Annotated in this window: 21 protein-coding genes; 8 read left to right on the forward strand and 13 right to left on the reverse strand. The window is 70.0% G+C overall.

Annotated features, from left to right (window positions below; translation table 11 throughout):
- Nucleotides 1-21: 21 nt before the first annotated feature.
- From QTI20_RS14915 to QTI20_RS14925, 3 genes are read left to right on the forward strand one after another with little or no spacing between them, the layout of a single operon-like run.
- Nucleotides 22-645, forward strand: a complete 624-nt coding sequence (locus tag QTI20_RS14915; protein WP_286551992.1) for a sugar dehydrogenase complex small subunit — start codon at nt 22-24, stop codon at nt 643-645.
- A 60-nt stretch (nt 646-705) separates the two neighbouring features.
- Nucleotides 706-2,358 (forward strand): GMC family oxidoreductase, encoded by a 1,653-nt coding sequence (locus QTI20_RS14920; protein ID WP_286551994.1) that lies wholly within the window; start codon nt 706-708, stop codon nt 2,356-2,358.
- 3 nt (nt 2,359-2,361) lie between these two features.
- Nucleotides 2,362-3,795, forward strand: a complete 1,434-nt coding sequence (locus QTI20_RS14925) for a cytochrome c (protein ID WP_286551995.1) — start codon at nt 2,362-2,364, stop codon at nt 3,793-3,795.
- Here QTI20_RS14925 and QTI20_RS14930 read toward each other — a convergent pair.
- Complete coding sequence (locus QTI20_RS14930; RefSeq protein WP_286551996.1) at nt 3,758-5,218, reverse strand: MFS transporter; 1,461 nt, start codon at nt 5,216-5,218, stop codon at nt 3,758-3,760. The two genes, QTI20_RS14925 and QTI20_RS14930, sit on opposite strands and share 38 nt — an antisense overlap.
- A 113-nt stretch (nt 5,219-5,331) precedes the next feature.
- Here QTI20_RS14930 and QTI20_RS14935 point away from each other — a divergent pair, with 113 nt between their 5' ends.
- Entirely contained in the window at nt 5,332-6,507 is a 1,176-nt protein-coding gene (locus QTI20_RS14935; RefSeq protein WP_286551998.1) for a GGDEF domain-containing protein, read from the forward strand.
- A 3-nt stretch (nt 6,508-6,510) separates the two neighbouring features.
- Here the strand turns inward: QTI20_RS14935 and QTI20_RS14940 are convergent, their stop codons facing one another.
- On the reverse strand, nt 6,511-7,341 hold the full coding sequence (locus tag QTI20_RS14940; RefSeq protein WP_286551999.1) for an urease accessory protein UreD: 831 nt from the start codon (nt 7,339-7,341) through the stop codon (nt 6,511-6,513).
- A gap of 114 nt (nt 7,342-7,455) precedes the next feature.
- On the reverse strand, nt 7,456-7,974 hold the full coding sequence (locus tag QTI20_RS14945; protein WP_286552002.1) for a nucleoside deaminase: 519 nt from the start codon (nt 7,972-7,974) through the stop codon (nt 7,456-7,458).
- Nucleotides 7,975-8,163: 189 nt separating this feature from the next.
- Between QTI20_RS14945 and QTI20_RS14950 the strand changes: the two genes are divergently transcribed.
- Both QTI20_RS14950 and QTI20_RS14955 read left to right on the forward strand, forming a co-directional pair.
- Nucleotides 8,164-9,240, forward strand: a complete 1,077-nt coding sequence (locus tag QTI20_RS14950) for an aromatic ring-hydroxylating dioxygenase subunit alpha (RefSeq protein WP_286552004.1) — start codon at nt 8,164-8,166, stop codon at nt 9,238-9,240.
- A gap of 52 nt (nt 9,241-9,292) precedes the next feature.
- Nucleotides 9,293-9,694, forward strand: coding sequence for an OsmC family protein (locus QTI20_RS14955; protein WP_183024104.1), 402 nt, complete (start codon nt 9,293-9,295; stop codon nt 9,692-9,694).
- Here QTI20_RS14955 and QTI20_RS14960 read toward each other — a convergent pair.
- From QTI20_RS14960 to QTI20_RS14985, 6 genes are all read right to left on the reverse strand, one after another.
- Nucleotides 9,691-10,233, reverse strand: a complete 543-nt coding sequence (locus QTI20_RS14960; protein WP_286552007.1) for a hypothetical protein — start codon at nt 10,231-10,233, stop codon at nt 9,691-9,693. The two genes, QTI20_RS14955 and QTI20_RS14960, sit on opposite strands and share 4 nt — an antisense overlap.
- 55 nt (nt 10,234-10,288) lie before the next feature.
- Complete coding sequence (locus QTI20_RS14965; RefSeq protein WP_286552009.1) at nt 10,289-10,774, reverse strand: nucleoside deaminase; 486 nt, start codon at nt 10,772-10,774, stop codon at nt 10,289-10,291.
- A 7-nt stretch (nt 10,775-10,781) separates the two neighbouring features.
- Complete coding sequence (locus tag QTI20_RS14970; protein WP_183024101.1) at nt 10,782-11,558, reverse strand: ABC transporter permease; 777 nt, start codon at nt 11,556-11,558, stop codon at nt 10,782-10,784.
- Nucleotides 11,555-12,412, reverse strand: a complete 858-nt coding sequence (locus QTI20_RS14975; protein WP_286552011.1) for an ABC transporter ATP-binding protein — start codon at nt 12,410-12,412, stop codon at nt 11,555-11,557. Before QTI20_RS14975 ends, QTI20_RS14970 begins: the two co-directional genes overlap by 4 nt.
- Entirely contained in the window at nt 12,412-13,443 is a 1,032-nt protein-coding gene (locus QTI20_RS14980; protein ID WP_286552013.1) for an ABC transporter substrate-binding protein, read from the reverse strand. The genes QTI20_RS14975 and QTI20_RS14980 overlap by 1 nt, the downstream gene beginning before the upstream one ends.
- Nucleotides 13,444-13,582: 139 nt before the next feature.
- Nucleotides 13,583-14,356, reverse strand: coding sequence for an IclR family transcriptional regulator (locus QTI20_RS14985; RefSeq protein WP_286552014.1), 774 nt, complete (start codon nt 14,354-14,356; stop codon nt 13,583-13,585).
- A 156-nt stretch (nt 14,357-14,512) separates the two neighbouring features.
- Here QTI20_RS14985 and QTI20_RS14990 point away from each other — a divergent pair, with 156 nt between their 5' ends.
- A complete protein-coding gene (locus tag QTI20_RS14990) occupies nt 14,513-16,153 on the forward strand; it encodes an OPT/YSL family transporter (protein WP_286552016.1) in 1,641 nt (546 codons plus the stop codon).
- A 49-nt stretch (nt 16,154-16,202) separates the two neighbouring features.
- Complete coding sequence (locus tag QTI20_RS14995) at nt 16,203-17,270, forward strand: S-methyl thiohydantoin desulfurase domain-containing protein (RefSeq protein WP_286552018.1); 1,068 nt, start codon at nt 16,203-16,205, stop codon at nt 17,268-17,270.
- Between the two features lie 63 nt (nt 17,271-17,333).
- Here the strand turns inward: QTI20_RS14995 and QTI20_RS15000 are convergent, their stop codons facing one another.
- The 4 genes from QTI20_RS15000 to gcl all read right to left on the reverse strand — a co-directional run bounded on the left by QTI20_RS15000 (nt 17,334) and on the right by gcl (nt 23,404).
- Complete coding sequence (locus QTI20_RS15000) at nt 17,334-19,634, reverse strand: NADP-dependent malic enzyme (RefSeq protein WP_286552019.1); 2,301 nt, start codon at nt 19,632-19,634, stop codon at nt 17,334-17,336.
- Nucleotides 19,635-19,734: 100 nt separating this feature from the next.
- Complete coding sequence (locus tag QTI20_RS15005) at nt 19,735-20,637, reverse strand: 2-hydroxy-3-oxopropionate reductase (protein ID WP_286552020.1); 903 nt, start codon at nt 20,635-20,637, stop codon at nt 19,735-19,737.
- Between the two features lie 13 nt (nt 20,638-20,650).
- Entirely contained in the window at nt 20,651-21,436 is a 786-nt protein-coding gene (gene hyi, locus QTI20_RS15010) for a hydroxypyruvate isomerase (protein ID WP_286552021.1), read from the reverse strand.
- 174 nt (nt 21,437-21,610) lie between these two features.
- Nucleotides 21,611-23,404, reverse strand: coding sequence for a glyoxylate carboligase (gene gcl, locus QTI20_RS15015; RefSeq protein WP_286574221.1), 1,794 nt, complete (start codon nt 23,402-23,404; stop codon nt 21,611-21,613).
- Nucleotides 23,405-23,427 lie beyond the last annotated feature (23 nt).

The raw sequence follows: 23,427 nt of genomic DNA on the forward strand, positions 1-23,427 counted from the left end.
GAGGCCACAGAGGAGAAGCCCATGACCCCCGAGAACACCCCGCCTTCGGGCCCCGCGCGGTTCACGCGCCGCGAGGCCGTGCTGGCCGCGGCCGCCGTCGCATCCACCTCGCTGCTGGGCTGGCCCGCGGGCGGCGTGACGCCGCCCGCGGCGGCGGCTGCGGCGACGACCGGCACCGCGGTCGATGCCGCGGCCGTCGCGCGCTTCTTCGCCTTCTCCCAGGCCATCACCGGCCACGCGGACATCGACGCCGTGACCGCCGGCCGCATCCGCGAGGCGATGGTGCAGGGCGACGGCGCCTTCGCCACGCAGGCCGAGACGCTGGCCGGCCTGGTCCAGCCCGGCATGGCGCCCGATGCACTGCTGGCCGCGGCCTCGGGCGCGGGCCTGCGCGACGCGGCACTGGCCGTGGTCGCGGCCTGGTACACGGGCACCGTGACCGCGGGCCCCGCCACCACCGTCGTGGCCTACGAGCAGGCGCTGATGTACCGGCCGGTGGCCGACGGCCTCTCGGTGCCGACCTACTGCAACGAAGGGCCGCTGTGGTGGACCGCGGCGCCGCCCGAGGTCGGCGTGCCGACACCGCAGCAGGCCGCGCAGGCCAAGCCCAAGCCGCCGCCGCCGCCGGTGATGCGCAGCCAGTAGCCGCCGCGCGCCTCACCCGCTTCGCCCATCCCCCCCAGAACAACACAAAGAAAAAACACGATGAAAAAAGCAGTCTTCACGGCCGATGGCGATGCCAGCGCCGACGTGGTCGTGGTCGGTTCCGGCGTGGTCGGCGCGATGATCGCCGACCAGCTCGCGGGCCAGGGCCACGCGGTGCTGATGCTCGAGGCCGGCCCGCGCATCCAGCGCGCCCAGGCGGTCGAGAACTGGCGCAACATGCCCTTCGCCAACCGCGTGGGCTCGGACTTCCAGGGCCTGTTCCCGCAGTCGCCGCTCGCGCCCGCGCCGCTGTACTTCCCGCCCAACGACTACGTGGGCCTGTCGGGCCCCGACGGCAAGGGCTTCCAGCAGGGCTACCTGCGCGTGGTGGGCGGCACCACCTGGCACTGGGCCGCCTCGAGCTGGCGCCACCTGCCGGTCGACCTGCGCATGAAGTCGACCTACGGCGTGGGCCGCGACTGGCCCATCGGCTACGACGAGCTGGAGCCCTACTACTGCCGCGCCGAGGAAGAGATGGGCGTGGCCGGCCCCAACGATCCCGCGCAGCAGTCGCCCTCGGAGCGCAGCAAGCCCTATCCGATGGACATGGTGCCCTGGAGCTACGGCGACAAGCGTTTCGCCGAGGTGGTGAACGCGCACGGCTACCGCTCGGTGCCGATCCCGCAGGGCCGCAGCACGCGGCCCTGGAACGGCCGGCCGACCTGCTGCGGCAACAACAACTGCCAGCCGATCTGCCCCATCGGCGCGATGTACAACGGCATCCACCATGTGCAGACGGCCGAGGCCAAGGGCACCACGCTGCTGCCCGAAGCCGTGGCCTACAGGATCGACACCGATGCCAACAACCGCATCACCGCGGTCCACTGGTACGACAAGGACAGGAAGTCGCACAAGGCCACCGGGCGCCAGTTCGTGATCGCCTGCAACAGCCTGGAGACGCCGCGCCTGCTGCTGCTCGCGGCGAACGAGCGCAACCCCAGGGGCATCGCGAACAGCTCCGACCAGGTGGGCCGCAACATGATGGACCACTCGGGCTTCCACTGCACCTTCCTGGCCAACGAGCCGCTGTGGATCGGCCGCGGCCCGGCCCAGAGCAGCTGCCTGGTGGGCCCGCGCGACGGGGCCTTCCGCAGCGAGTATTCATCCAACAAGATGATCCTCAACAACATCACGCGCGTCGGCCCGGCCACGCAGCAGGCGCTCAAGCTCGGGCTGGTGGGCCAGGCGCTCGACGAGGAGATCCGCCGCCGCGCGGCCTTCGGCGTCGACCTCTCGATCAGCCTGGAGCCGCTGCCCGATCCGAACAACCGGCTCACGCTGAGCACGACCCGCAAGGACCCGCTGGGCCTGGCCTGCCCCGAGATCCACTACGACGTGGGCGACTACGTGCGCAAGGGCGCGGCCGCCGCGCACAAGCAGCTGGAGCACATCGGCCAGCTCTTCGGCGCGACCGAGTTCAACATCACGAGCTCGCTCAACGCCAACAACCACATCATGGGCGGCACCATCATGGGCGCCGACAAGCGGGACTCCGTGGTCGACGGCGACTGCCGCACGCACGACCACGACAACCTCTGGTTGCCCGGCGGCGGCCCGATCCCCTCGGCCAGCGTGGTCAACAGCACGCTGACCATGGCGGCGCTGGGCCTGAAGGCCGCCGATGCGATCGGCCGCGCACTGGCGAAGGGCTGAGCCATGACGCTGCATTCACTGATCCGCCGCACCGCGTCCTCGCTGGGCCTCGCGATGCTGCTGGCCCCCGCCGCGATGGCGCAGCAGGCCCCGCCCGCCGAGCTGATCGACAAGGGCCGCCAGCTCGCGATCGCGGCCGACTGCATGGCTTGCCACACCGCGCCCGGCGGCAAGGGCAAGCCTTTCGCGGGCGGCTATTCGATCGAGTCGCCGCTGGGCACGATCTACGCGACCAACATCACGCCCTCGAAGACGGCCGGCATCGGCGACTACAGCGAGGCCGAGTTCGCGCGCGCGCTGCGCCAGGGCGTGCGCCGCGATGGCGCGCGGCTCTACCCGGCCATGCCCTATACCTCGTACACGCAGCTCAGCGACGCCGACACCTCGGCGCTCTACGCCTACTTCATGCACGGCGTGGCGCCGGTCGACACCGAGGCCGCGCAGACCGCGCTGCCCTTTCCCTTCAACCTGCGCTTCTCGATGGCCGTTTGGAACCTGCTGTTCCTCGACGACCGCCGCTTCGAGCCCGATGCCTCCAAGAGCGCCGAATGGAACCGCGGCGCCTACCTGGCCGGCGCGCTGGGCCACTGCAGCGCCTGCCACACGCCACGCAATGCGCTGATGGCCGAGCAGGGCGGCCAGGCATTGGCCGGCGGCATGGTCGGGCCCTGGCTCGCGCCCAACATCACCTCGGACCCGGTGAGCGGCATCGGCGGCTGGAGCGAGGCCGAGCTGGTGCAGTACCTGCGCACCGGCCGCGTCGAAGGCAAGGCCCAGGCCGCGGGCGGCATGGCCGAGGCGGTGGAGAACAGCCTGCAGCACCTGCCCGAGGCCGACCTGAAGGCCATCGCCGTGTACCTCAAGGGCACCGTGCCGATCCGCGACAAGGGCGATGCCGAGGGCGCGAAGCCCGCGCATGCCTGGGGCGCGGCCTGGAGCAGCGAAGCGACGAAACGCGGCACCGCGCCCTTCAACAACCCGCAACGGCTCACCACCGGCGAGCAGCTCTACAACGGCTACTGCGCCAGCTGCCACCAGGCCAGCGGCGCGGGCAGCCGCAACCAGGCCTATCCCTCGCTGTTCCACAACACCGCGACCGGGCTCGCGAATCCGGCCAACCTGGTGGCGGCGATCCTCTACGGCGTGGACCGCAAGGTGGGCGACACGCATGTGCTGATGCCGCGCTTCGATGCGCTGTCGTACGTCGATCCGCTGACCGATGGGCAGATCGCCGCCATCGCCAACCATGTGCTCGTGCGCTACGGCAACAGCGCGGCCACGGTGAGCGAGGGCGACGTGGCCGTGGCGCGCGCGGGCGGCGCGAAGCCGCTGCTGGCGCGGGCGCAGCCCCTGATCCTGCCGGCGATGGTCGTGGCGGGGCTGGCGGTGCTCGCGCTGCTCAGCGTGTGGCTGCGGCGGCGTCGCGCGCGTCGTTGAGCGTCGAGCCCATGGGCGGCGCGATGTCCTCGAGCGATCGGCGCTCGGCGTCCACGCCCCAGCGCAGCGCGATCAGGCCCGCGCCGACCACCAGCGCCGCGCCGATCGCATAGCCGACCGCCACCGCGCCGCGGCTGCCGGTGTCGATCAGCAGGCCGAACAGGAACGGCGCCGCGAAGCCGCCGGCCCCGGTGCCCACCGCATAGAACAGCGAGATCGCGAGCGCGCGCATCTCCAGCGGGAACACCTCGCTCACCGTGAGGTAGGCCGAGCTGGCCGCGGCCGAGGCCAGGAAGAACACGGCCGACCAGCACAGCGCCTGCGTCAGCGCATTCAACCAACCGGCCATGAAGGCCGCGCCGGTCAGCGCCAGGCCGACGCCCGACAGCACATAGGTGAAGGCGATCATCCTGCGGCGCCCCACGCGGTCGAACAGCGGGCCCAGCAGCAGCGGCCCCAGCACGTTGCCGAGCGCGAAGGGGAAGATGTAGAGCGCCACGCGACCGTCGGGCACGCCATGGAAGCGCGTGAGCACCAGCGCGTAGGTGAAGAAGATCGCGTTGTAGAAGAAGGCCTGCGACACCATCAGCGAGAGCGCGACCACACTGCGCTGGCGGTAGCGGTGCAGCAGCACTTCCGCCACCTGGCGCAGCGAGGGTGCGGCCTGGCGGGTGAACACCAGCCGCTGCGTCACCGGCGCCAGCGGCCCGTGCCGGGCCGCCACCTCGGCCTCGATGCGCGCGACCACGGCCTCGGCCTCGTCGGCGCGGCCGTGCGCGATCAGCCAGCGCGGGCTCTCGGGCACGTGGCGCCGCACCAGCAGGATGGCCAGCGCGAGCAGCGCGCCCAGGCCGAAGCCCGCGCGCCAGCCCCAGACGGGGCCCAGCACGCGCGGGTCCAGCAGCACCAGGCTCAGGCCCGCGCCCAGTGCAGCCCCGACCCAGAAGCTGCCGTTGATCGCCAGGTTGACCCGGCCGCGCACGCGCGCCGGGATCAGTTCGTCGATGGCCGAGTTGATGGCCGCGTACTCGCCGCCGATGCCCACGCCGGTGAAGAAGCGGCACAGCGCGAAGAAGCCGAATCCGGGCGAGAACGCGGTGGCGAAGCTGGCCACGGTGTAAACGGCCAGCGTGATCAGGAACAGCTTCTTGCGGCCCCAGCGGTCGGCCAGCCGGCCGAAGACCAGCGCGCCGACTACCGCGCCGCCGATGTAGAGCGAGCCGGCGCCGCCGATCTGCGCGGCCGTGAGCGCCAGCGTGTCGTCGCGCTCCAGCACGCCGCCCAGCGAGCCGACCAAGGTGACCTCGAGCCCGTCGAGCACCCAGGCCACGCCCAGCGCGATCACCACGCGCCAGTGCCAGCGCGACCAGGGCAGGCGGTCCAGGCGGGCAGGGATGTCGGTGGCGGTGGCGGTCGTCGTCATGCGGCTGCTTTGCACTGTAGGCAGCAGGGCCGGGCCGGCGCTGTCGGCCAAGGCCCCGAATGCGGCGGCGGGTCGTCGGTTACGCTTGGCAACCTCGCCAAGCCACAGCCGCCATGCCGACCCTGTCCTCCGCCCTGGACCCTCGCTCCGTCATCGTCCTCGCCGGCGTGATGGGCTTGCTGATGTCGCTGGTGATGTTTTCCATGCGCCGCAGCTACCCCTCGAGCATCCGCGGGCTGCGCGAATGGACGCTGGCGCCGCTGATGTGCTTCGGCAGCACGGTGCTGTTCGCCATGCGCGGCGTGCTGCCCGACGTGCTCACCATCCCGCTGGCCAACATGGTGCTGTTCCAGGGCTGCATCACCTACTACGCGGGCAGCCAGCTGTTCCTCGGCCATGAACGCGACACCCGCGGCTGGAGCATCGTGACGCTGGTGCTGGGCGCGGTGCTGTTCTGGTATTCGCAGTTCCAGCCCGACTACACGATGCGGCTGGCGGTCTTCACCGTCACCATCTCGGTGCTGTTCGCCTTCCATGCGCAGCTCTACCTGCGGCATCGCCTGTCGCACCTCGGCATGCGCGTGATGACCGGCCTGCTGCTGCTGCAGGCCACGGTGGCGGGGCTGCGCTTCGTCACCGTGCTGTTCGGCGCGGCCGGCTCCGACCTGCTCCAGCCCTCGTGGCTGCAGGTGATCTACATCGTGATGTATTCCTTCACCGCGCTGCTGATGAGCATCGCGGGCGTGCTGATGGCCACCGACCGCGTGCGCATCGAGTTCGAGTTCCTGGCCTCGCACGATCCGCTGACCGGTGTGCTCAACCGGCGCGCGTTGTTCGCGCAGGGCGAGAAAGCCTTCGCCCGCAGCCGGCGCGGCGAGGCGCCGATGGCCCTGCTGATGCTGGACGCCGACCACTTCAAGCGCATCAACGATGCCTTCGGCCACCAGACCGGCGACGAGGTGCTGCGTGAACTCGCGCAGCGCCTGCAGGAACCGCTGCCGGCCGCGGCGCGCCTGGGCCGCTACGGCGGCGAGGAGTTCCTCGCGGTGCTGCCGGGCCTGGCGCCCGACGCGGCCCATGCGCTGGCCGAGCGCCTGCGCGAAGGGCTGGCGCGCCCCTTCGAGGCCGGCTCGCCGCTGGCGGGCGTGGGCATCGACCGGCTCACGGTGAGCATCGGCATGGCCGCCTTCCAGGGCCCGGGCGACACGCTGGATGCGATGCTGGCGCGGGCCGATGCGGCGCTCTACCGCGCCAAGGCCGCGGGCCGCAACCGCGTCGAAGTGGCCTGAGCCCTACATCGCCCAGATGCGCGGCGCGCTGGCCGGCATCTGCCACAGCGCCGCGCGCCAGGCCTGCCAGACCTGGCGCAGCAGCTGCATCGCAGGCTCGACCACCGGCGCGAGCACGCGCAGCACCACCACCTCGGCATGCGGGCCGGTCGCGCCGGCGCTGGCGGCCAGCGGGTGCGCGTCGGCCAGCGTGCGCGCGATCTCGAGCAGGGCCTCGCGCCGGGCGCGCGGAATCGGCGTGCCGGCGACGAAGAACAGCGAGGCGATGCAGCGGTGGCCGGCCAGGCCGATCGGGCTCTGCAGCAGGCGCTGGTCGGTGGCCTCGATGCGCCCGCGTTCGAGCCATACGCCCGGCACCTCGATGTGCTGCAGCAGGCTGCCGCGCTCGAAGGGCAGGTCGGCGCCGGGCAGGCCCAGCGCGCTCACGTCCCAGCCCAGCAGTTCGGCGCCGGGCGCGAGCGCCATGCGCAGCCGGTTCTCGGCGCGGCAGCCGCTGTAGCACAGCGCCTCGAGCGGCAGCCATTCGAGCCGGGCATCGGCCTCGAGCCGGATCTGCGTGCGCTGGACGGCCGCCTCGCCCTCGGAGCGGTAGAAGCGCGTGGCGCCGGGCGTGGTCACCAGGCCATGGCTGCCGGGCGCGCCGGTGATGGCGATGTCCAGCGTGTCGCCGCCCACCAGCCCGCCGGGCGGATGCACCAGCACGTTGTGGCAGACCGCGTCACCCTCGGGGTAGAGGCTCTGGAGGATGCGCAGCGGGCCGTCGTGGCGAAAGCGTGCGACGCTGCGTTGGTTTTCGGCGCTGTAGTCGAGCGCGAGTCGGGCGTGCCATGGCATGGAGGGAGTCTAGGGCCTGTTCACACTATTTCCGGGGTCGCGAAGGCAGGCCTTCCCGAAGGGTTGGCTCAACCAACGCGATCCCCGAAAACAGTGCGAACAGGCCCTGGAGCCTCATGTCTTCCAGGCGCCTTCGTGCGCCGCGCTCGCCTCGTCGAGCAGCGCCGGCCCGATGCATTCGATCGGGTGCGGCGAGGCCGCGAACACGTCGCGGCAGGAGAGCTCGGCATCGCGCTGGTCCTGGCGCTCGCCGCGGAAGGCGCGCAGCCGCTCGGCGTCGATGCCGAACACCACGCGGCCGATGTTGGCCCAGAAGATCGCGCCGGCGCACATCACGCAGGGCTCGGCCGAGGAATACAGCGTGGCGCCGGCCAGCAGCGCGCGCTCGGGGCGCCTGGCCGCGAGCGCGCGGATCGCGCTGACCTCGGCGTGGCCGGTGCAGTCGCCGGTCTCGAAGCTGTTGTTGTAGCCCTCGGCCAGCACCTCGCCCTCGGCCGACACGATGAGCGCGCCGAAGGGCCGGTTGCCGCGCCGGCCCGCGGCATGCGACCAGAGGATCGCCTTGCGCAGGTAGCGGCCGTCGCGCTCGTCGAGGGTGGTTTCGCAGGGGAGGGTGAGGGATGGGAAATGCATGTCGGGACCTGCATCGATTCAAGCACGAGGCATGCCAATGTGCCGTGTCGCCCTCTGACGCGGGGCAGAAGCGGAGGCATGGTGCGCAACTTGCTTGTGCATCGGCCCAGAGTAGAAGCGTTCAGCCGGCACGGTCGGCGGGAAATTGCTCTTTCACGCTTGTTCCCACGCAACCGAAGGAGTCCGCTCATGCTCGTCACCCGACAACCCGTCTTCCGCAAGTTCTGGCATGCGGTCATGCCGCTCACCGACCTGGCGCAGGGCCCCAAGCCGTTCCGGCTGCTGGGCGAGGACATCGTGCTGTTCATCGATGCCGACGGCCAGCCGGCCGCCCTGCGCGACCGCTGCTGCCACCGCACAGCGAAGCTTTCGAAGGGCTGGTGCGTCGATGCCCGGGGCCAGGCCTGCGCCTCGGGCGCGATCCAGTGCGGCTACCACGGCTGGACCTACGACCGCAGCGGCCAGGTGATCCGCATCCCGCAGTACGAGGCCGACCGAAAGATCTCGCCCGAGTACCGGACCACCGCCTACCACTGCAGCGCGCGCTACGGCTACGCCTGGGTCGCGCTGGAAGACCCGATCGCCGACATCCCCGCCGTGCCCGAGTTCGACGACCCGGCCTACCGCACCATCTTCCAGTTCCACGAGGAATGGCAGACCAGCCCGATGCGCGCGCTGGAGAATTCCTTCGACAACTCGCACTTCAGCTTCGTGCACCGCGCCACCTTCGGCGTGCCGGACAAGCCCAGGCCCAGCAAGTACGAGTTCGTCGAACGCGAGAACGGTTTCCATGCCGAGACCGTGATCGCCGCGGCCAACCCGGCGCGTTTCCATGCGATCAGCGGCGTGAGCGAGCCGGTGACGCAGCGCCACATGCGCAACGCCTACTTCCTGCCCTTCTCGCGCCGGCTCGACATCGAGTACCCCTCGGGCATCCGCCACATCATCATCAACTGCTTCACGCCCATCGACGACGGCCGCATGCAGCTGTGCCAATGGCTCTACCGCAACGACACCGAGGCCGACTGTCCGGCGCAGCTGCTGATCGACTTCGACCAGGAGATCACGCGCGAGGACAAGGACATCCTCGAGTCGACCGACCCCGACGCGATGGTCGACACGCGCCGCCGCGGCGTCGAGTACTCGATGGAGTCCGACAAGCCCGGCATCCTGATCCGGCGCCACCTGATGCAGCTGCTGGCGAAGCACGGGGAGAGCGAAGTGCACCGCGGCACGCGCACCATTGCGCTCGCGCAGGCGGCCTGAGCGCGCCAGGGCGCGGCGCTACCATGGCCGCTCACTTCCCAGGAGCCTCCCCATGAGCATTTCAGTCCGCCGCGACGGCACCACCGGCACGCGCCACACGGTGCACGTGCGCAACCACGCCTTCGCGGTCGATGCCTCGCCCGCGGGCGGCGGTGCCGATGCGGGCCCTTCGCCGCACGACCTCTACGACGCCGCGCTGGCCTCGTGCAAGGCGCTCACGGTGCTGCTCTATGCGCAGCGCAAGAACATGCCGGTGGAGGACATCGAGGTGAAGATCGAGCGCGACGACAGCCAGGAACGCCAGGGCGTCTACCGGCTCAAGGCCTCGCTGCACGTCACCGGCGCGCTCGACGAGGCGCAGCGCGCCGAGCTGCTGCGCGTGGCCGCCAAGTGCCCGGTGCACCGGCTCATGGTCGACGTGAAGACCGAGATCGAGACCGGCTGGGCGGCCTAGTGGCCCGCGTCCAGCACCTGCAGCACCCGCCCGTCGCCGACGAAGGAGTCGCCGACCAGCATCCGGAACACCGTGCCGGGCTGGAACTTGGGCAGCGCGAGCGCCGGCGTGAGGAACTCGACCGGCAGCACCTGCGCCGTGCCGCGCCGGAACGAACCGCCTTCGGGCACCTGCCATTTGCCCGAGAAGCCCTCGTTGCCGAGCACGAAGGCGCAGTGGTGCTCGCCCTCGGCGATGGCGATGTCCTCGGCCGGCACCGAGGGCGGGCGCAGCGTGAGCTCGACCTGCACCTGCGCCCGGAAGGGCGCGGCCTCGGCGAAGGTGGCGACCGGCGCTTCCACCGCGGGCTTGCGCTTGACGCGGCCGATCAGCCAGGCGATCACGTTGCCGATCACCGGAATCCACAGCAGCATCAGCAGCGTGCCGATGTCGCGCGCGGTGGTGCCGGGAGCGCTCAGGTGCCGCAGCGCGGCGCCGCCCAGGGCGACGCACAGGAGGAGGATGACGATGAGTTGGCGGCGGGCTTGGATTTTGGTCATGGAGGCGAAGGGCGAAAGGCCGGCGCCACTGTAACCACCTGGGGATCGGGCCCGCTCAGCTGGCGCCGTCGCGCGCCCAGAAACCGCGGTGCGTGGCCGTCATCTCGTCGGCCACCTCGGGCACCGGCCCGATCACCTCGATGCGCTTCTGGCCGCGCGCGAAGACCTCGCGGCAGGGCAGCGACAGCGTCGGGTTCTCGGGGTGGTCGCCGGTCAGCGCGAGCAGCGCCGATTCCTCGGCGCCATAGACCACGCGCCCGATGTTGGCCCAGTAGGCCGTCCCCGCGCACATGGCGCAGGGCTCGAAGGTCGTGACCAGCGTGCACTGCCACAGGTAGTCGGCCGGCCAGTTCTGCGCCGCGGTGCGCGCCAGCGTGGCCTCGGCATGCTGCACCGTGTCGATGTTGCCCTGCTCGGCCAGCACCGTCTCGCCGTCGGGCGCGACCAGCACCGCGCCGAAGGGATGGCGGCCCATGGCCATGGCGCGTCGGGCCACGGCGTCGGCGCGGCGCAGCGCCTTCGTGATCTGTTCAGGTGTCATGCGCCCATTATTGGTCTTGTGATCCGCGATGCGCCCAGCCCGTGGTGTGCTTCTCGACCACGCTGAACAGCTCGTACATGGCCATCGCCATCGCGCCCACCACCATCAGGCCCGCGAAGGCCAGGCCCATCTGCATGGCCGAGCCGGCCGAGATCAGCAGGTAGCCGATGCCCTCGTTGGCGGCGGTCATCTCGCTGACCGTGGTGCCGACGAAGGCCAGCGTGATCGCGACCTTGAGCGAGGCGAAGAAGTAGGGCATGGAGCGCGGCAGGCCGATCTTCATCAGCACGTCCCAGCGCTTGGCGCCCAGCACCCGCAGCACGTCTTCCAGCTCGGGCTCGAGCGTGGCCAGGCCGGTCGCGATGTTCACCATGATCGGGAAGAAGCTGATCAGGAAGGCCGTGAGGATGGCCGGCCCGACGCCGATGCCGAACCACACCACCAGGATCGGCACGAAAGCCGCCTTGGGCAGCGCGTTGAAGGCCGTCATCAGCGGGTACATCGCCGCGTACGCGAGGCGCGAACTGCCGACCACGAAGCCCAGCAGCACGCCCACCACGATCGCCAGGCCGAAACCGGCCATCGTGACCCAGAAGGTGCGCCAGGCATGGCCCGCGATGATGGTCTTGAACTCCCAGAACTGGTTCCAGATGCGGATCGGGCTGGGGAAGATGAAGTCCGAGACCTCGAAGGCCGAGCAGACGATCTGCCACAGCACGATCACCGCGACCAGCAGGATCCAGGGCGACCAGCGTTCGATCTGCTTGCTGTTGTTCCTGCTCATGCGGCGGCTCCTGCGGCGGCGGTCTGGGCGGCTGAGATGCCGGTGTTGCGGATGGCGCCGATGTGGCTGCGCAGCTCGAGCACGATGTCGGTGAACTCCTTGGTGTAGGTGAGCTCGAGCTCGCGCGGACGCGGCAGCTCGATCTCGCGCCGGACCACGAAGCGGCCCGGGCTCTTGCTCATCACATAGACCGTGTCGGCCAGGAACACGCTTTCGCGCAGGTCGTGCGTGACCAGGATCACGTTGAACTGCTGCTCGGTCCAGAGGTCGCGCAGGATGCACCACAGCTCCTCGCGCGTGAAGGCGTCGAGCGCGCCGAAGGGCTCGTCGAGCAGCAGCATCTTGGGTTCGTGGATCAGCGCGCGGCAGATGCTCGCGCGCTGCTGCATGCCGCCCGAGAGCTGCCATGGGAACTTGTCCTCGTAGCCGCCGAGCCCGACCTTCTGCAGCAGCCGGCGCGCGCGCTCGACGTACTCCTTGCGCCTGGCCTTGAAGCTCGAGCGGTAGGGCTCGACGATCTCCAGCGGCAGCAGCACGTTGTCGACCGTGGTGCGCCAGGGCAGCAGCGAAGGCGCCTGGAAGGCCATGCCCGAGATCTTGAGCGGGCCGGTCACGGGCCGTCCGTCGATGCGGATCTTGCCCATCGAAGGCATCTTGAGCCCGGTCGTGAGCTTCATGAAGGTCGACTTGCCGCAGCCCGAAGGGCCGACGATGGCGATGAACTCGCCGCGCTTGACCTTCAGGTCGATGGCCTCGACCGCGAAGTGGTTGGCGCGCAGCAGTTCCTCGTTGTAGGCGAGCCAGACGTCCTGGAAGTCGACGAAGGGTGCGCCGGTGCCGGGTGCGTCGGCCATCACTTCTTGAGGATGTTGAGTTCGGCCGCGGGCGGCAGCAGCGCGGCGGTCCACACCGCATCGGGGCTCACGCGCGTCTTGGTGTTGAAGGCGTCCGACACCTGCGAGGCCATCAGCGCCATGCGGCCCGCGTTGACCGCGCCGAAGCCTTCGGCGCGCGCATCGGGGCTATTGATCACGGTGTCGATGGCCAGCTGCAGGCGGCGCGTCTCGAGCTTGCTGTCGATGATGCCGTCGCGTGCCTTGACCGATTCGATCGCCACGGCCGGGTTGGCGATGACTTCCTTGGCGCCCTTGGCGAAGGCCGAGAGGAAGGCCTTCACCGCCGTCGGGTTCTCCTTGATCAGCTTGGGCGAGGCGATGATCACGTTGCCGTAGAGCTTCACGCCGTAGTCGGGGTAGGGCAGGATCACCACGTCGGCCGCCTTGGCGCCGCGCGCCTCGAGGTTGAGCAGCGAGGTGAAGGTGAAGCCGGTGATGGCGTCGATGTCGCCGCGCACCAGCATGGTCTCGCGCAGGCTCGGGTCCATCGCGGTCCAGTTGACCGCGCCCACGTTGTTGGCCTTGGCGAAGATCGGGAAGGCGCGGCGGCCCGCGTCGAACACCGGCGCGCCCAGCTTCTTGCCGGCCAGGTCCGCGGGCTTGGTGATGCCGCTCTTCTTGAGCGCCATGACCGAGGCCGGCGTGTTGTTGTAGACCATCATCACCGCCACCGGCTTGTTGGGGCTGTCGGGGTTGTTGGCGTGGAATTCCATCAGCGCCGCGAGGTCGGCGAAGCCCATCTCGTAGGCGCCCGAGGCCACGCGCGTGACCGTGCCGCCCGAGCCGTTGCCCGCGTCGATGGTCACGTCGAGCCCGGCGTTCTTGAAGTAGCCCTTGGCGGCCGGGTGCAGGAACAGCGCGGCCGGTCCTTCGAAGCGCCAGTCCAGCTGGAACTTGATCGGTGTCGTGCCCTGGGCGAAGACCGGCGAGAGACCGAAACTGAGCGCCGAGGCGGCAAGGAAGGACTGGAGCAGTTGGCGCTTGTTCATGCGGGCGATCCTTGAAAGATGAATGCAGAGTGTTCCCTGCATCCAAAGCAAAAACGGTGCCCGCACGCGATTGGTGCAGGCCTTTCAAGAGATCACAGGATGGTGCGTCGCGCACCCCTTCAAAGCACGGGCGCGGAGATCAGGCTTCGGCTGCACCAAAGCCGAGCCAATACGGGTCGCCGACCCGCTTGCCCACGCTGGCCGCCGCATCGCGCACGATGCCGCCGAAGCGTTCGACCAGCGTGTCCGTCAGCGTGTCGGCCGGCAGCGCGATGCCGAAGGCATAGCTCTGGCGCGTGGCCGAGTCGAACACCGAGGAAGAGATGCCCGCCACGTTGGGCACGGCCTCGCCGCGCGACAGCGCCCAGCCGCTGGCGCGGATCACCGCCAGCCGCGCCAGCAGCTCCTTGCGCGTCTTGGGCGCATCGCCCTGGGCCCGGTCGAGCCGGGGCTCGAACAGCGCCGTCACCTCCGCGTCGCTGGCGCGGGCCAGCAGCGCGCGGCCCATGGCGCTGGAGTAGGCCGGCGCGCGGCTGCCCGGCGGCGTGTAGATCTGCAGCGCGCCGGCGCCGATGCGCATCTGGATCACCAGCGTGTCGACGCCCTCGAGCACGTTCACGTAGCCGGTGAAGCCGGTCTCGCGCACCAGCGCGTCGAGCGCCTCCTCGACCAGCGAGGCGGCGTTGTGCGAGGCGCGGAAGTGGTAGGAGGCTTCCATGATCACGCCGCCCGGGCGGTAGGCGCGCGTGGCCGCGTCGCGGTCGAGAAAACCGTAGCCCGCCATCATGCTCAGCGTGCGCGAGGCCGAGCTCTTGGGCAGGCCCAGCTCGTTCACCACGTCGGTCACCGTGATGTCGCGACGCAGCCGCGCGATCAGCTTCAGGACGTCCATGGCGTTGGCGAGAGTGCTCATAGTTCGAGGGAGTTGGCGAGGGGGGAATCATAGGTTCCACCCCCGCGCCGTTCGGCCGATCAGGGTGAACCGGCCTTGACAGCGCAAGGTGGGCTTCTATCATTGGTTCAATTTTATTGGATATGGTTCCATAAAATGGAACTACAAGGAAGAACCATGACCCATGAAGCGAGGGCGGCCGGCCCGCTCCAGGCCGACGACGCGGGCGCTGCGCCCGTCGAACTGCATCCGAAGGCGCTGGCGCCGGCCAACCTGATCCTCACGGTGGTGCTGAGCGTGTTCGGTGCCATCGTCGGCATCCAGATGCTGGCCAGCCTGGGCATCACGCCCAGCACCTCGCTGATCGGCGCGCTCGCGGCCATGACGCTGGCGCGCGTGCCGCTGGCCATGTTCCGCGGCTTCCGCTCGGTGCATGCGCAGAACCTGGCGCAGACCAGCATCTCCTCGGCCACCTTCGGCGCGGCCAACAGCCTGTTCCTGCCGATCGGCATTCCTTTCCTGTTCGGCCTGCCCGACATGGTGCTGCCCATGCTCGTCGGCGTGAGCCTGGCGATGCTGCTCGACGCCTGGCTGCTCTACCGCATGTTCGACACGCCGGCCTTCCCCGCGAAGAACCCCTGGCCGCTGGGCGTCGCCGCGGCCGAGGCGATCAAGGCCGGCGACGGCGGCGGCAAGCAGGCCTGGCTGCTGCTGGGCGGGCTGGCCACCGGTGTGGCGGGCGCGGTGTTCAAGCTGCCGATGTCGGCCTTCGGCGTGGCGCTGATCGGCGGGCTGGGCGCGATGACGGCCTTCGGCATCGGCCTGCTGGTGCGCGGCTATTCGGCGCCGCTGTTCGGGCTGGACATCGGCGCGCTCTACCTGCCGCACGGGATGATGATCGGCGCGGGCATCGTGGCGCTGGTGCAGGTGGCGCGGGTGGTGCTGCACAAGCGCGAGCGCACGGCGGGCGCCTCGGCCGCGGTCGCCGCACAGGAAGCCCGCGGCGCCACGGCACTCGGCCGTTCGCTGCGCCTGGGCAGCGTAGGCTACCTCGCGATCATGGTGCTGCTGGCCGTGGGCACGGGCGTCTACACCGGCATGTCGCCCACCATGCTGGTGTGCTTCGTGATCTACGGCACCTTCGCGGCCTTCGTGCACGAACTGATCGTGGGCATCGCGGCCATGCACTCGGGCTGGTTCCCGGCCTTCGCGGTGGCGCTGATCTCGCTGCTGATCGGCATCCTGATCGGCTTCCCGCCCGAGGCGCTGGTGGTGCTGGCCGGCTTCTCGGCCGCCACCGGCCCGGCCTTCGCCGACATGGGCTACGACCTCAAGGCCGGCCACATCCTGCGCGGCGAGGCCTCCGACACCGCCTTCGAGCGCGAGGGCCGGCGCGAACAGATGATCGCCGGCATGGTGGGCTTCGGCGTGGCCATCGTGGTGGTGGCCTGCACCTACCGCATGTTCTTCGCCAACCACCAGACCGCGCCCATCAACGCGGCCTACGTGGCGGCCATCAAGGCCGGCATCTCGCTCGACACCGCGCGCAACCTCGCGCTGTGGGCCGTGCCCGGCGCCATCCTGCAGATCCTGGGCGGCGCGCGCCAGCAACTGGGTGTGCTGTTCGCCACCGGCCTGCTGATCGCGAGCCCCATGGCCGGCTGGATGGTCGCGGCCGGCATCGGCTGCCGGCTGGTCGTGCACCGCGTGGTCGGCGCCTCGGCGCGCGAAAGGCTCGAGGTCTTCGCGGGCGGCGTGATCGCCGGCGATGCGCTCTACAGCTTCTTCTCGGGCGCGGTGAAGAGCCTGCGCAAGTAGCCCGCCCTGTTCTCTCTTCTTCTTCTTCACTCACAGGACCCATACATCCATGAAACGCAACCTCACACCCGACGACGTCCGCGCAGCCATCTGGGGCGGCGCCATCCTGGGCGGCGGCGGCGGCGGGCTGATCGCCTCGGGCGAGCGCGCCGCCGGGCTGGCGCTGCAGGTCGGCACGCCGCAGCTCTGGAGCGTCGACGAGTTCGACCCGGCCGCGCTCACCGCCACCATGGCGCTGGTCGGCGCGCCCGCCGCGCCCGATCCGCATGTGCAGCCCGCGCACCTGCTGCGCACGCTCGAGCTGCTGCAGCGCGAGCTGCCCGCGGGCCAGCCACTGGTCGGGCTGCATGCCAACGAGAACGGCGCCGAGACCACGGTCAACGGATGGTTCCATGCGGCCATGACCGGCCTGCCGGTGATCGACCTGGCCTGCAACGGCCGCGCCCATCCGTCGAGCGTGATGGGCGCGCTGGGCCTGCACACCGAGCCCGGTTACCGCTCGGTGCAGGCCTATGCGGGCGGCGAGCCCGGGCGCTATGTCGAAGGCGTCGTGGCCGGCCGGCTCGAGCAGACCTCGGCCGTGGTGCGCCGCGCCTCGGTGGAGGCGGGCGGCCTGGTGGCCGTGGCGCGCAACCCGGTCACGGTGGGCTACGCCACGCAGCACGGCGCGCCGGGCGCCATCAGCCATGCGATCGCGCTGGGCCAGACCTTTCTCGACGGCGGCGTCGACGCCGTGGCGCGTGCGCTCGACGGCCGCCTCGTGGCCGAAGGCACGGTGCGCAGCTACCGCTGCGAGCAGCAGGAAGGCCTGGACGTGGGCATCGTCGAACTCGACGACGCGGCGCGCACCACGCTGCGCTTCATCAACGAGTACATGCTGCTCGAACAGCAGGGCCGGCGCATCGCGCGCTTCCCCGACCTGGTGATGACCTTCTCCGGCGACGGCCAGCCGGTGGTCTCGGCCCATGTGCGCGAGGGCGCGACGCTGCGCGTGCTGGTGGCGCCGCGCGCGCGGCTGCTGCTCTCGCGCACGATGTTCATGCCCGAGCTCTACCGGCCGCTGGAGAAGTCGTTGGGCGAGGCCTTCGCGCCGACGGAAGACGCGCTGCCGGCCTGAGCGCCAATGGCAACGCCCCGCACGGCAGGCCGTGGCGGGGCGTCGGTGGACGGGAATGCCGGCTTACTTCTGGATCGAGGCCTGCGCCACCGCCAGCGCCGTCATGTTGAGCACGCGGCGCACCGTGGCCGAGGGCGTGAGGATGTGCACCGTGGCCGCGGCGCCCAGCAGGATCGGGCCGACCGTGATGCCGTTGCCGCCGGTCATCTTGAGCACGTTGAACAGGATGTTCGCGGCGTCGAGGTTGGGGCAGATCAGCAGGTTGGCCTCGCCGGTCAGCGTGCTGGTGGGCAGCGAGGTGCGGCGGATGTCTTCCGACAGCGCCGCGTCGCCGTGCATCTCGCCGTCGCATTCGACATCGGGCGCCATCTTGGCGAACAGGTCGCGCGCGATGCGCATCTTGCGCGCCGAGGCGCGCTCCGAGGTGCCGAAGTTCGAGTGCGACAGGAAGGCCACCTTGGGCGGCAGGCCGAAGCGGCGCACTTCTTCCGCGGCCATCAGCGCGATGTGGGCCAGCTGCTCGGCCGTCGGGTCTTCGTGCACGCTGGTGTCGGCGATGAACAGCGTGTACTTCTCCAGCGTCAGCGCATTGAGCGTGGCGAAGCCCGGCGCGCCGCGCTTGGTGCCCAGCAGCTGCTGCAGGATCTTGAGGTGGCTGTCGAAACGGCCCACCAGGCCGCACAGCATGGCATCGGCATCGCCCAGGTGCACCATCAGCGCGGCGATGCTGGTGTTGGAGCGGCGCACCATGCTCTTCGAGGCTTCGGGCGTGATGCCCTGGCGGCCCATGAGCTGGTGGTAGGCCTCCCAGTAGGTGCGGAAGCGCGGATCGTTCTCGGGGTCGACCACCTCGGCATCGACGCCCAGGCGCAGGTGCAGGCCGGCCTTCTTGATGCGGGCCTCGATCACCGAGGGGCGCCCGATCAGGATCGGCTTGGCCAGGCCTTCGTCCACCGCCAGCTGGGCGGCGCGCAGCACGCGGTCGTCCTCGCCCTCGGCATAGGCCACGCGCTTCTTGGTCGCGAGCTTGGCGGCGCCGAACACCGGGCGCATGAACATGCCGGTCTGGTAGACGAAGCGCGTCAGGTGCTGGCGGTAGGCCTCCATGTCCTCGATCGGGCGGGTCGCCACGCCCGAGGCGGCGGCGGCCTTGGCCACGGCCGGCGCGATGCGCAGGATCAGGCGCGAATCGAAGGGCTTGGGGATCAGGTAGTCGGGGCCGAAGACCAGTTCCTGGCCCGCGTAGGCGGTGGCCACTTCCTCGCTGATGTCGGCCTTGGTCAGCTCGGCGATCTCGCGCACGCAGGCCAGCTTCATCTCTTCCGTGATCTTGGTCGCGCCGCAGTCGAGCGCGCCGCGGAAGATGTAGGGGAAGCACAGCACGTTGTTGACCTGGTTCGGGTAGTCCGAACGGCCGGTGGCGACGATGCAGTCGGGCCGGACTTCCTTGGCCAGCTCGGGCCGGATCTCGGGCTCGGGGTTGGCCAGCGCCAGGATGATGGGCTGCGTGCCCATGCCCTTGACCATGTCCTGCGTGACCACGCCCGGTGCCGAGCAGCCGAGGAACACGTCGGCGTCCTTCATGACGTCGGCCAGCGTGCGTGCGCCGCTGTCGGTCTGGGCGAAGCGCGCCTTCGATTCGTCGAAGCCGCCCGCGCGGCCGACGTAGATCAGGCCCTTGGAGTCGACCACGTGGATGTTGGCCTTGCGCGCGCCCAGGCCGACCATCACGTCCAGGCAGGCCAGCGCCGCGGCGCCCGCGCCCGACACGGCGATCTTCACGTCCTCGATCTTCTTGCCGACCAGCTCCAGGCCGTTGATCAGCGCGGCGGCCGAGATGATGGCCGTGCCGTGCTGGTCGTCATGGAACACCGGGATGTTCATGCGCTCGCGCAGCTTCTGCTCGATGTAGAAGCACTCGGGCGCCTTGATGTCCTCGAGGTTGATGCCGCCCAGCGTGGGCTCGAGCGCCGCGATGATCTCGACCAGCTTGTCGGGGTCGGTCTCGGCCAGCTCGATGTCGAACACGTCGATGCCGGCGAATTTCTTGAACAGGCAGCCCTTGCCCTCCATCACTGGCTTGGCGGCCAGCGGGCCGATGTTGCCCAGGCCCAGCACCGCGGTGCCGTTGGTGACGACACCCACCAGGTTGCCGCGCGAGGTGTACTCGGCCGCGAGGCTGGGGTCGGCCTCGATGTCGAGGCAGGGATAGGCCACGCCCGGCGAGTAGGCCAGCGACAGGTCGCGCTGGTTGAGCAGGGGCTTGGTGGGCGTGACGGAGATCTTGCCGCGCACGGGGCTGCGGTGGTATTCGCGCGCTGCTTCGCGCAATGTCTCTTCGGCGGGTGACAGTTTGGTGGCCATGGGGGATCTCCGGGATCTTCGTTGTCAAAAACAAAGGAGAGGCTACCGCAAAGCGGCACCTCTCCTGTACGGTGGAAATACGGCAGCGGGCCGTACCGGGTTATTGCGCGGGATCGGGCGCCACCGGATGCTGCGCCATGGCCTCCAGCGCCTTGACCAGCGCCGAATGGTCGGATTGCCCGTGCCCCAGCGCGGCGCAGGTGTTCATCAGCTGGGCGGCGGCCGCGGTCTGCGGCAGCGCCAGGCCCAGGCTGCGCGCGCCCTGCAGCGCGAGCTGCAGGTCCTTCTGGTGCAGCGCGATGCGGAAGCCCGGCGAGAAGGTGCGCTTGATCATGCGTTCGCCGTGCACCTCGAGCACGCGCGATGACGCGAAGCCGCCCATCAGCGCCTGCCGCACCTTGGCCGGATCGGCGCCGGCCTTGGACGCGAACACCAGCGCCTCGGCCACGGCCGCGATGTTGAGCGCCACGATGATCTGGTTCGCCACCTTGGTGACCTGGCCCGCGCCCACGTCGCCCACGTGCGTGATGTTCTTGCCCATCGCTTCGAGCAGCGGCCTGGCGCGCCCGAAGTCGGCCTCGGCGCCGCCGCACATGATGGTCAGGCTGGCCGCGCGCGCGCCGACCTCGCCGCCCGAAACCGGCGCATCCACATAGCCGCAGCCCAGGTCGGCGATCCGCCGGGCGAACGCGCGGGTGGCGATGGGGTCGATCGAGCTGCAGTCGACCACCAGCTTGCCGGCCGAGAGCCCGGCCGCAACGCCGTCCTCGTCGAACAGCACCTTCTGCACGTCGGGCGTGTCCGGCACCATGAGGAACACGATGTCGGCCTGCCGCGCGACCTCGGTGGCCGAGGCGCAGACCCGGGCCTGCGAGGCGAAGGGCTCGGGCGCGCCGCTGCGCGTGTGGACGAACAGCGCGTGGCCCGCGTCGAGCAGGTGGGCCGCCATGGGCGCGCCCATGATGCCGAGGCCGATGAAACCGATCTTCTGGGGGGTGCTCATGTCTTGGTTGCTCCTATTGTTGTGCGGTCAGCGCCTCGCGCCATCCGAGGCCGTCGACCGTCGTGCCGCGCGGCTTGTATTCGCAGCCGATCCAGCCGTCGTAGCCCAGCGCATCGATGTGCCGGAACAGCCAGGGGTAGTGGATCTCTCCCGTGCCCGGCTCGCCGCGGCCCGGGTTGTCGGCCAGCTGGATGTGGCCGATGCGCGCCAGGTGCTTCGTCAACGTCTGGCCCAGTGCGCCCTCCATGCGCTGCGCGTGGTAGATGTCGTACTGCAGCCGCAGGTTGGCCGAGCCGACCTCGTCGATCAGCGCCAGCGCCTGCTCGGTGCGGGTGAGGAAGAAGCCGGGGATGTCGAAGCTGTTGACCGGCTCGATCAGCAGCCGGAGGCCGGCCGCCTCGAGCTGGCGCGCCGCGAGGTGCAGGTTGTAGACCACCGTCTGCCGGGCGAGCTGTGCATCGACGCCCGCCGGCAGCTTGCCGACCAGGCAATTGACTTGCGGGCAGCCCAGCGCGTTGGCGTAGTCGATCGCCATGGCGATGCCTTCGGCGAACTCGCCCGTGCGGTCCGGGTGGCAGGCGATGCCGCGCTCGCCCTGGTCCCAGTCGCCGGCCGGCAGGTTGTGCAGCACCTGCTGCAGGCCGTTGGCGCGCAGGGCCGCGGCCAGTTCCTTCTTGTCGAAGGCGTAGGGGAACAGGTACTCGACGCCCTTGAAGCCGGCCTTGGCGGCGGCCTCGAAGCGTTGCATGAAGGGCAGCTCGGTGAAGAGCATCGTGAGGTTGGCGGCGAATTGGGGCATGGTGGGTGTCTCTTGAATTCAGGATCGGGATCGGGATCGGGATCGGGGGCAGGACGCAGAGGGCGCAGAGATTTCGCAGAGGACGCGGAAGAACATCCGAAAAAGATCTTTGTCTGGTTTTCCTTCTGCGTCTTCCGCGAAACCTTCGCGTCCTCTGCGTCCGGAAGTCCGCATTCAATCCAGCATCGCCACCGCCAGCGCCGTGGGCGCATCGGCCAGGCTCTCGGCCAGCGGCTCGAATTCGTTGATGGCGTCGATCTCGGTGCCCATCGCGATGTTGGTCACGCGCTCCAGCATCACCTCGATCACCACCGGCACGCTGAACTCGGCCATCAGCGCCTCGGCACGTGCGATGGCCGGCGCCATCTCTTCCTGGGTGCGCACGCGGATCGCCTTGCAGCCCAGGCCTTCGACCACCTTGAGATGGTCCACGCCGTAGCCGCGTTCGATGCCGGCATCGGGCGCCGCGTTGATGTTGTCGAAGGCGAGCTGCACGCAGTAGTCCATCTCGAAGCCGCGCTGCGACTGGCGGATCAGCCCGAGGTAGGAGTTGTTGACCACGATGTGCAGGTAGGGCAGCTTGAACTGCGCGCCCACGGCCAGCTCCTCGATCATGAACTGGAAGTCGTAGTCGCCCGAGAGCGCGACGATCTTGCGCGTGGGGTCGGCCGCGCGCACCCCCAGCGCGGCGGGGATGGTCCAGCCCAGCGGACCGGCCTGGCCGCAGTTGATCCAGTGGCGCGGGTTGTAGACGTGCAGGAACTGCGCCGCCGCGATCTGCGACAGGCCGATGGTGCTCACGTAGCAGGTGTCGCGTTCCAAGTGGTTGTTCATGCACTGGTACACGCGCTGCGGCTTCATCGGCACATCGGCGAAATGGGTCTTGCGCAGCATGGTGCGCTTGCGGTCGCGGCAGGCGCCGGCCCAGCTGCCACGGTCCGGCAGGCTGCCCGCGGCCTTCATGGCCTCGGCCACTTCCACGAACAGTTCGAGCGCGGCCCTGGCATCGGACACGATGCCGAAGTCGGGCGTGAACACGCGGCCGATCTGCGTGGGCTCGATGTCCACGTGCACGAAGGTGCGGCCCTTGGTGTAGACCTCGACCGAGCCGGTGTGGCGGTTGGCCCAGCGGTTGCCGATGCCCAGCACGAAGTCGCTGGCCAGCATCGTGGCGTTGCCGTAGCGGTGGCTGGTCTGCAGGCCGCACATGCCGGCCATCAGCGGATGGTCGTCGGCGATCGCGCCCCAGCCCATCAGGGTGGGGATCACCGGCACGCCGGTGGCCTCGGCGAAGCGCACCAGCAGATCGCTCGCATCGGCGTTGATCACGCCGCCGCCGGCCACGATCAGCGGCCGCTCGGCGGCGTTCAGCATGCCGATGGCCTTCTCGATCTGCGCGCGGGTGGCGGCCGGCTTGTAGGGCACCAGCGGCGCGTAGCTGTCGATGTCGAACTCGATCTGCGCCATCTGCACGTCGAAGGGCAGGTCGATCAGCACCGGGCCGGGCCGGCCCGAGCGCATCAGGTGGAAGGCCTGCTGGAACACCTGCGGCACCTGGCCGGGCTCGCGCACCGTGACCGACCACTTGGTCACGGGCTTGGAGATCGACTCGATGTCCACCGCCTGGAAGTCTTCCTTGTAGAGCCGCGCGCGCGGCGCCTGGCCGGTGATGCAGAGGATCGGGATCGAATCGGCCCAGGCCGAGTAGAGGCCGGTGATCATGTCGGTGCCGGCCGGCCCCGAGGTGCCGATGCACACGCCGATGTTGCCGGCGATGGCCCGCGTGTAGCCCTCGGCCATGTGCGAGGCGCCCTCGACGTGGCGCGCCAGGATGTGGGCGATGCTGCCGCGCCCGCGCAGCGCCGCATACAGCGGATTGATGGCCGCGCCCGGCACACCGAAGGCCTGCGTCACGCCTTCCTTTTCCATCACCAGCACGGCGGCCTGGGCCGCGGTCATCTTTGCCATGGGAACTCTCCTTGAGGTGGGCC

The sequence above is a fragment of the Variovorax sp. J2P1-31 genome, assembly GCF_030317215.1.
Taxonomy (GTDB): Bacteria; Pseudomonadota; Gammaproteobacteria; order Burkholderiales; family Burkholderiaceae_C; genus Variovorax.

Excerpts from the sequence above, each read along its gene's own strand:
- QTI20_RS14915 (WP_286551992.1), top strand. The coding sequence starts at position 22 with ATGACCCCCGAGAACACCCCGCCTTCGGGCCCCGCGCGGTTCACGCGC.
- QTI20_RS14920 (WP_286551994.1), top strand. The coding sequence starts at position 706 with ATGAAAAAAGCAGTCTTCACGGCCGATGGCGATGCCAGCGCCGACGTG.
- QTI20_RS14925 (WP_286551995.1), top strand. The coding sequence starts at position 2,362 with ATGACGCTGCATTCACTGATCCGCCGCACCGCGTCCTCGCTGGGCCTC.
- QTI20_RS14930 (WP_286551996.1), bottom strand. The coding sequence starts at position 5,218 with ATGACGACGACCGCCACCGCCACCGACATCCCTGCCCGCCTGGACCGC.
- QTI20_RS14935 (WP_286551998.1), top strand. The coding sequence starts at position 5,332 with ATGCCGACCCTGTCCTCCGCCCTGGACCCTCGCTCCGTCATCGTCCTC.
- QTI20_RS14940 (WP_286551999.1), bottom strand. The coding sequence starts at position 7,341 with ATGCCATGGCACGCCCGACTCGCGCTCGACTACAGCGCCGAAAACCAA.
- QTI20_RS14945 (WP_286552002.1), bottom strand. The coding sequence starts at position 7,974 with ATGCATTTCCCATCCCTCACCCTCCCCTGCGAAACCACCCTCGACGAG.
- QTI20_RS14950 (WP_286552004.1), top strand. The coding sequence starts at position 8,164 with ATGCTCGTCACCCGACAACCCGTCTTCCGCAAGTTCTGGCATGCGGTC.
- QTI20_RS14955 (WP_183024104.1), top strand. The coding sequence starts at position 9,293 with ATGAGCATTTCAGTCCGCCGCGACGGCACCACCGGCACGCGCCACACG.
- QTI20_RS14960 (WP_286552007.1), bottom strand. The coding sequence starts at position 10,233 with ATGACCAAAATCCAAGCCCGCCGCCAACTCATCGTCATCCTCCTCCTG.
- QTI20_RS14965 (WP_286552009.1), bottom strand. The coding sequence starts at position 10,774 with ATGACACCTGAACAGATCACGAAGGCGCTGCGCCGCGCCGACGCCGTG.
- QTI20_RS14970 (WP_183024101.1), bottom strand. The coding sequence starts at position 11,558 with ATGAGCAGGAACAACAGCAAGCAGATCGAACGCTGGTCGCCCTGGATC.
- QTI20_RS14975 (WP_286552011.1), bottom strand. The coding sequence starts at position 12,412 with ATGGCCGACGCACCCGGCACCGGCGCACCCTTCGTCGACTTCCAGGAC.
- QTI20_RS14980 (WP_286552013.1), bottom strand. The coding sequence starts at position 13,443 with ATGAACAAGCGCCAACTGCTCCAGTCCTTCCTTGCCGCCTCGGCGCTC.
- QTI20_RS14985 (WP_286552014.1), bottom strand. The coding sequence starts at position 14,356 with ATGAGCACTCTCGCCAACGCCATGGACGTCCTGAAGCTGATCGCGCGG.
- QTI20_RS14990 (WP_286552016.1), top strand. The coding sequence starts at position 14,513 with ATGACCCATGAAGCGAGGGCGGCCGGCCCGCTCCAGGCCGACGACGCG.
- QTI20_RS14995 (WP_286552018.1), top strand. The coding sequence starts at position 16,203 with ATGAAACGCAACCTCACACCCGACGACGTCCGCGCAGCCATCTGGGGC.
- QTI20_RS15000 (WP_286552019.1), bottom strand. The coding sequence starts at position 19,634 with ATGGCCACCAAACTGTCACCCGCCGAAGAGACATTGCGCGAAGCAGCG.
- QTI20_RS15005 (WP_286552020.1), bottom strand. The coding sequence starts at position 20,637 with ATGAGCACCCCCCAGAAGATCGGTTTCATCGGCCTCGGCATCATGGGC.
- hyi (WP_286552021.1), bottom strand. The coding sequence starts at position 21,436 with ATGCCCCAATTCGCCGCCAACCTCACGATGCTCTTCACCGAGCTGCCC.
- gcl (WP_286574221.1), bottom strand. The coding sequence starts at position 23,404 with ATGGCAAAGATGACCGCGGCCCAGGCCGCCGTGCTGGTGATGGAAAAG.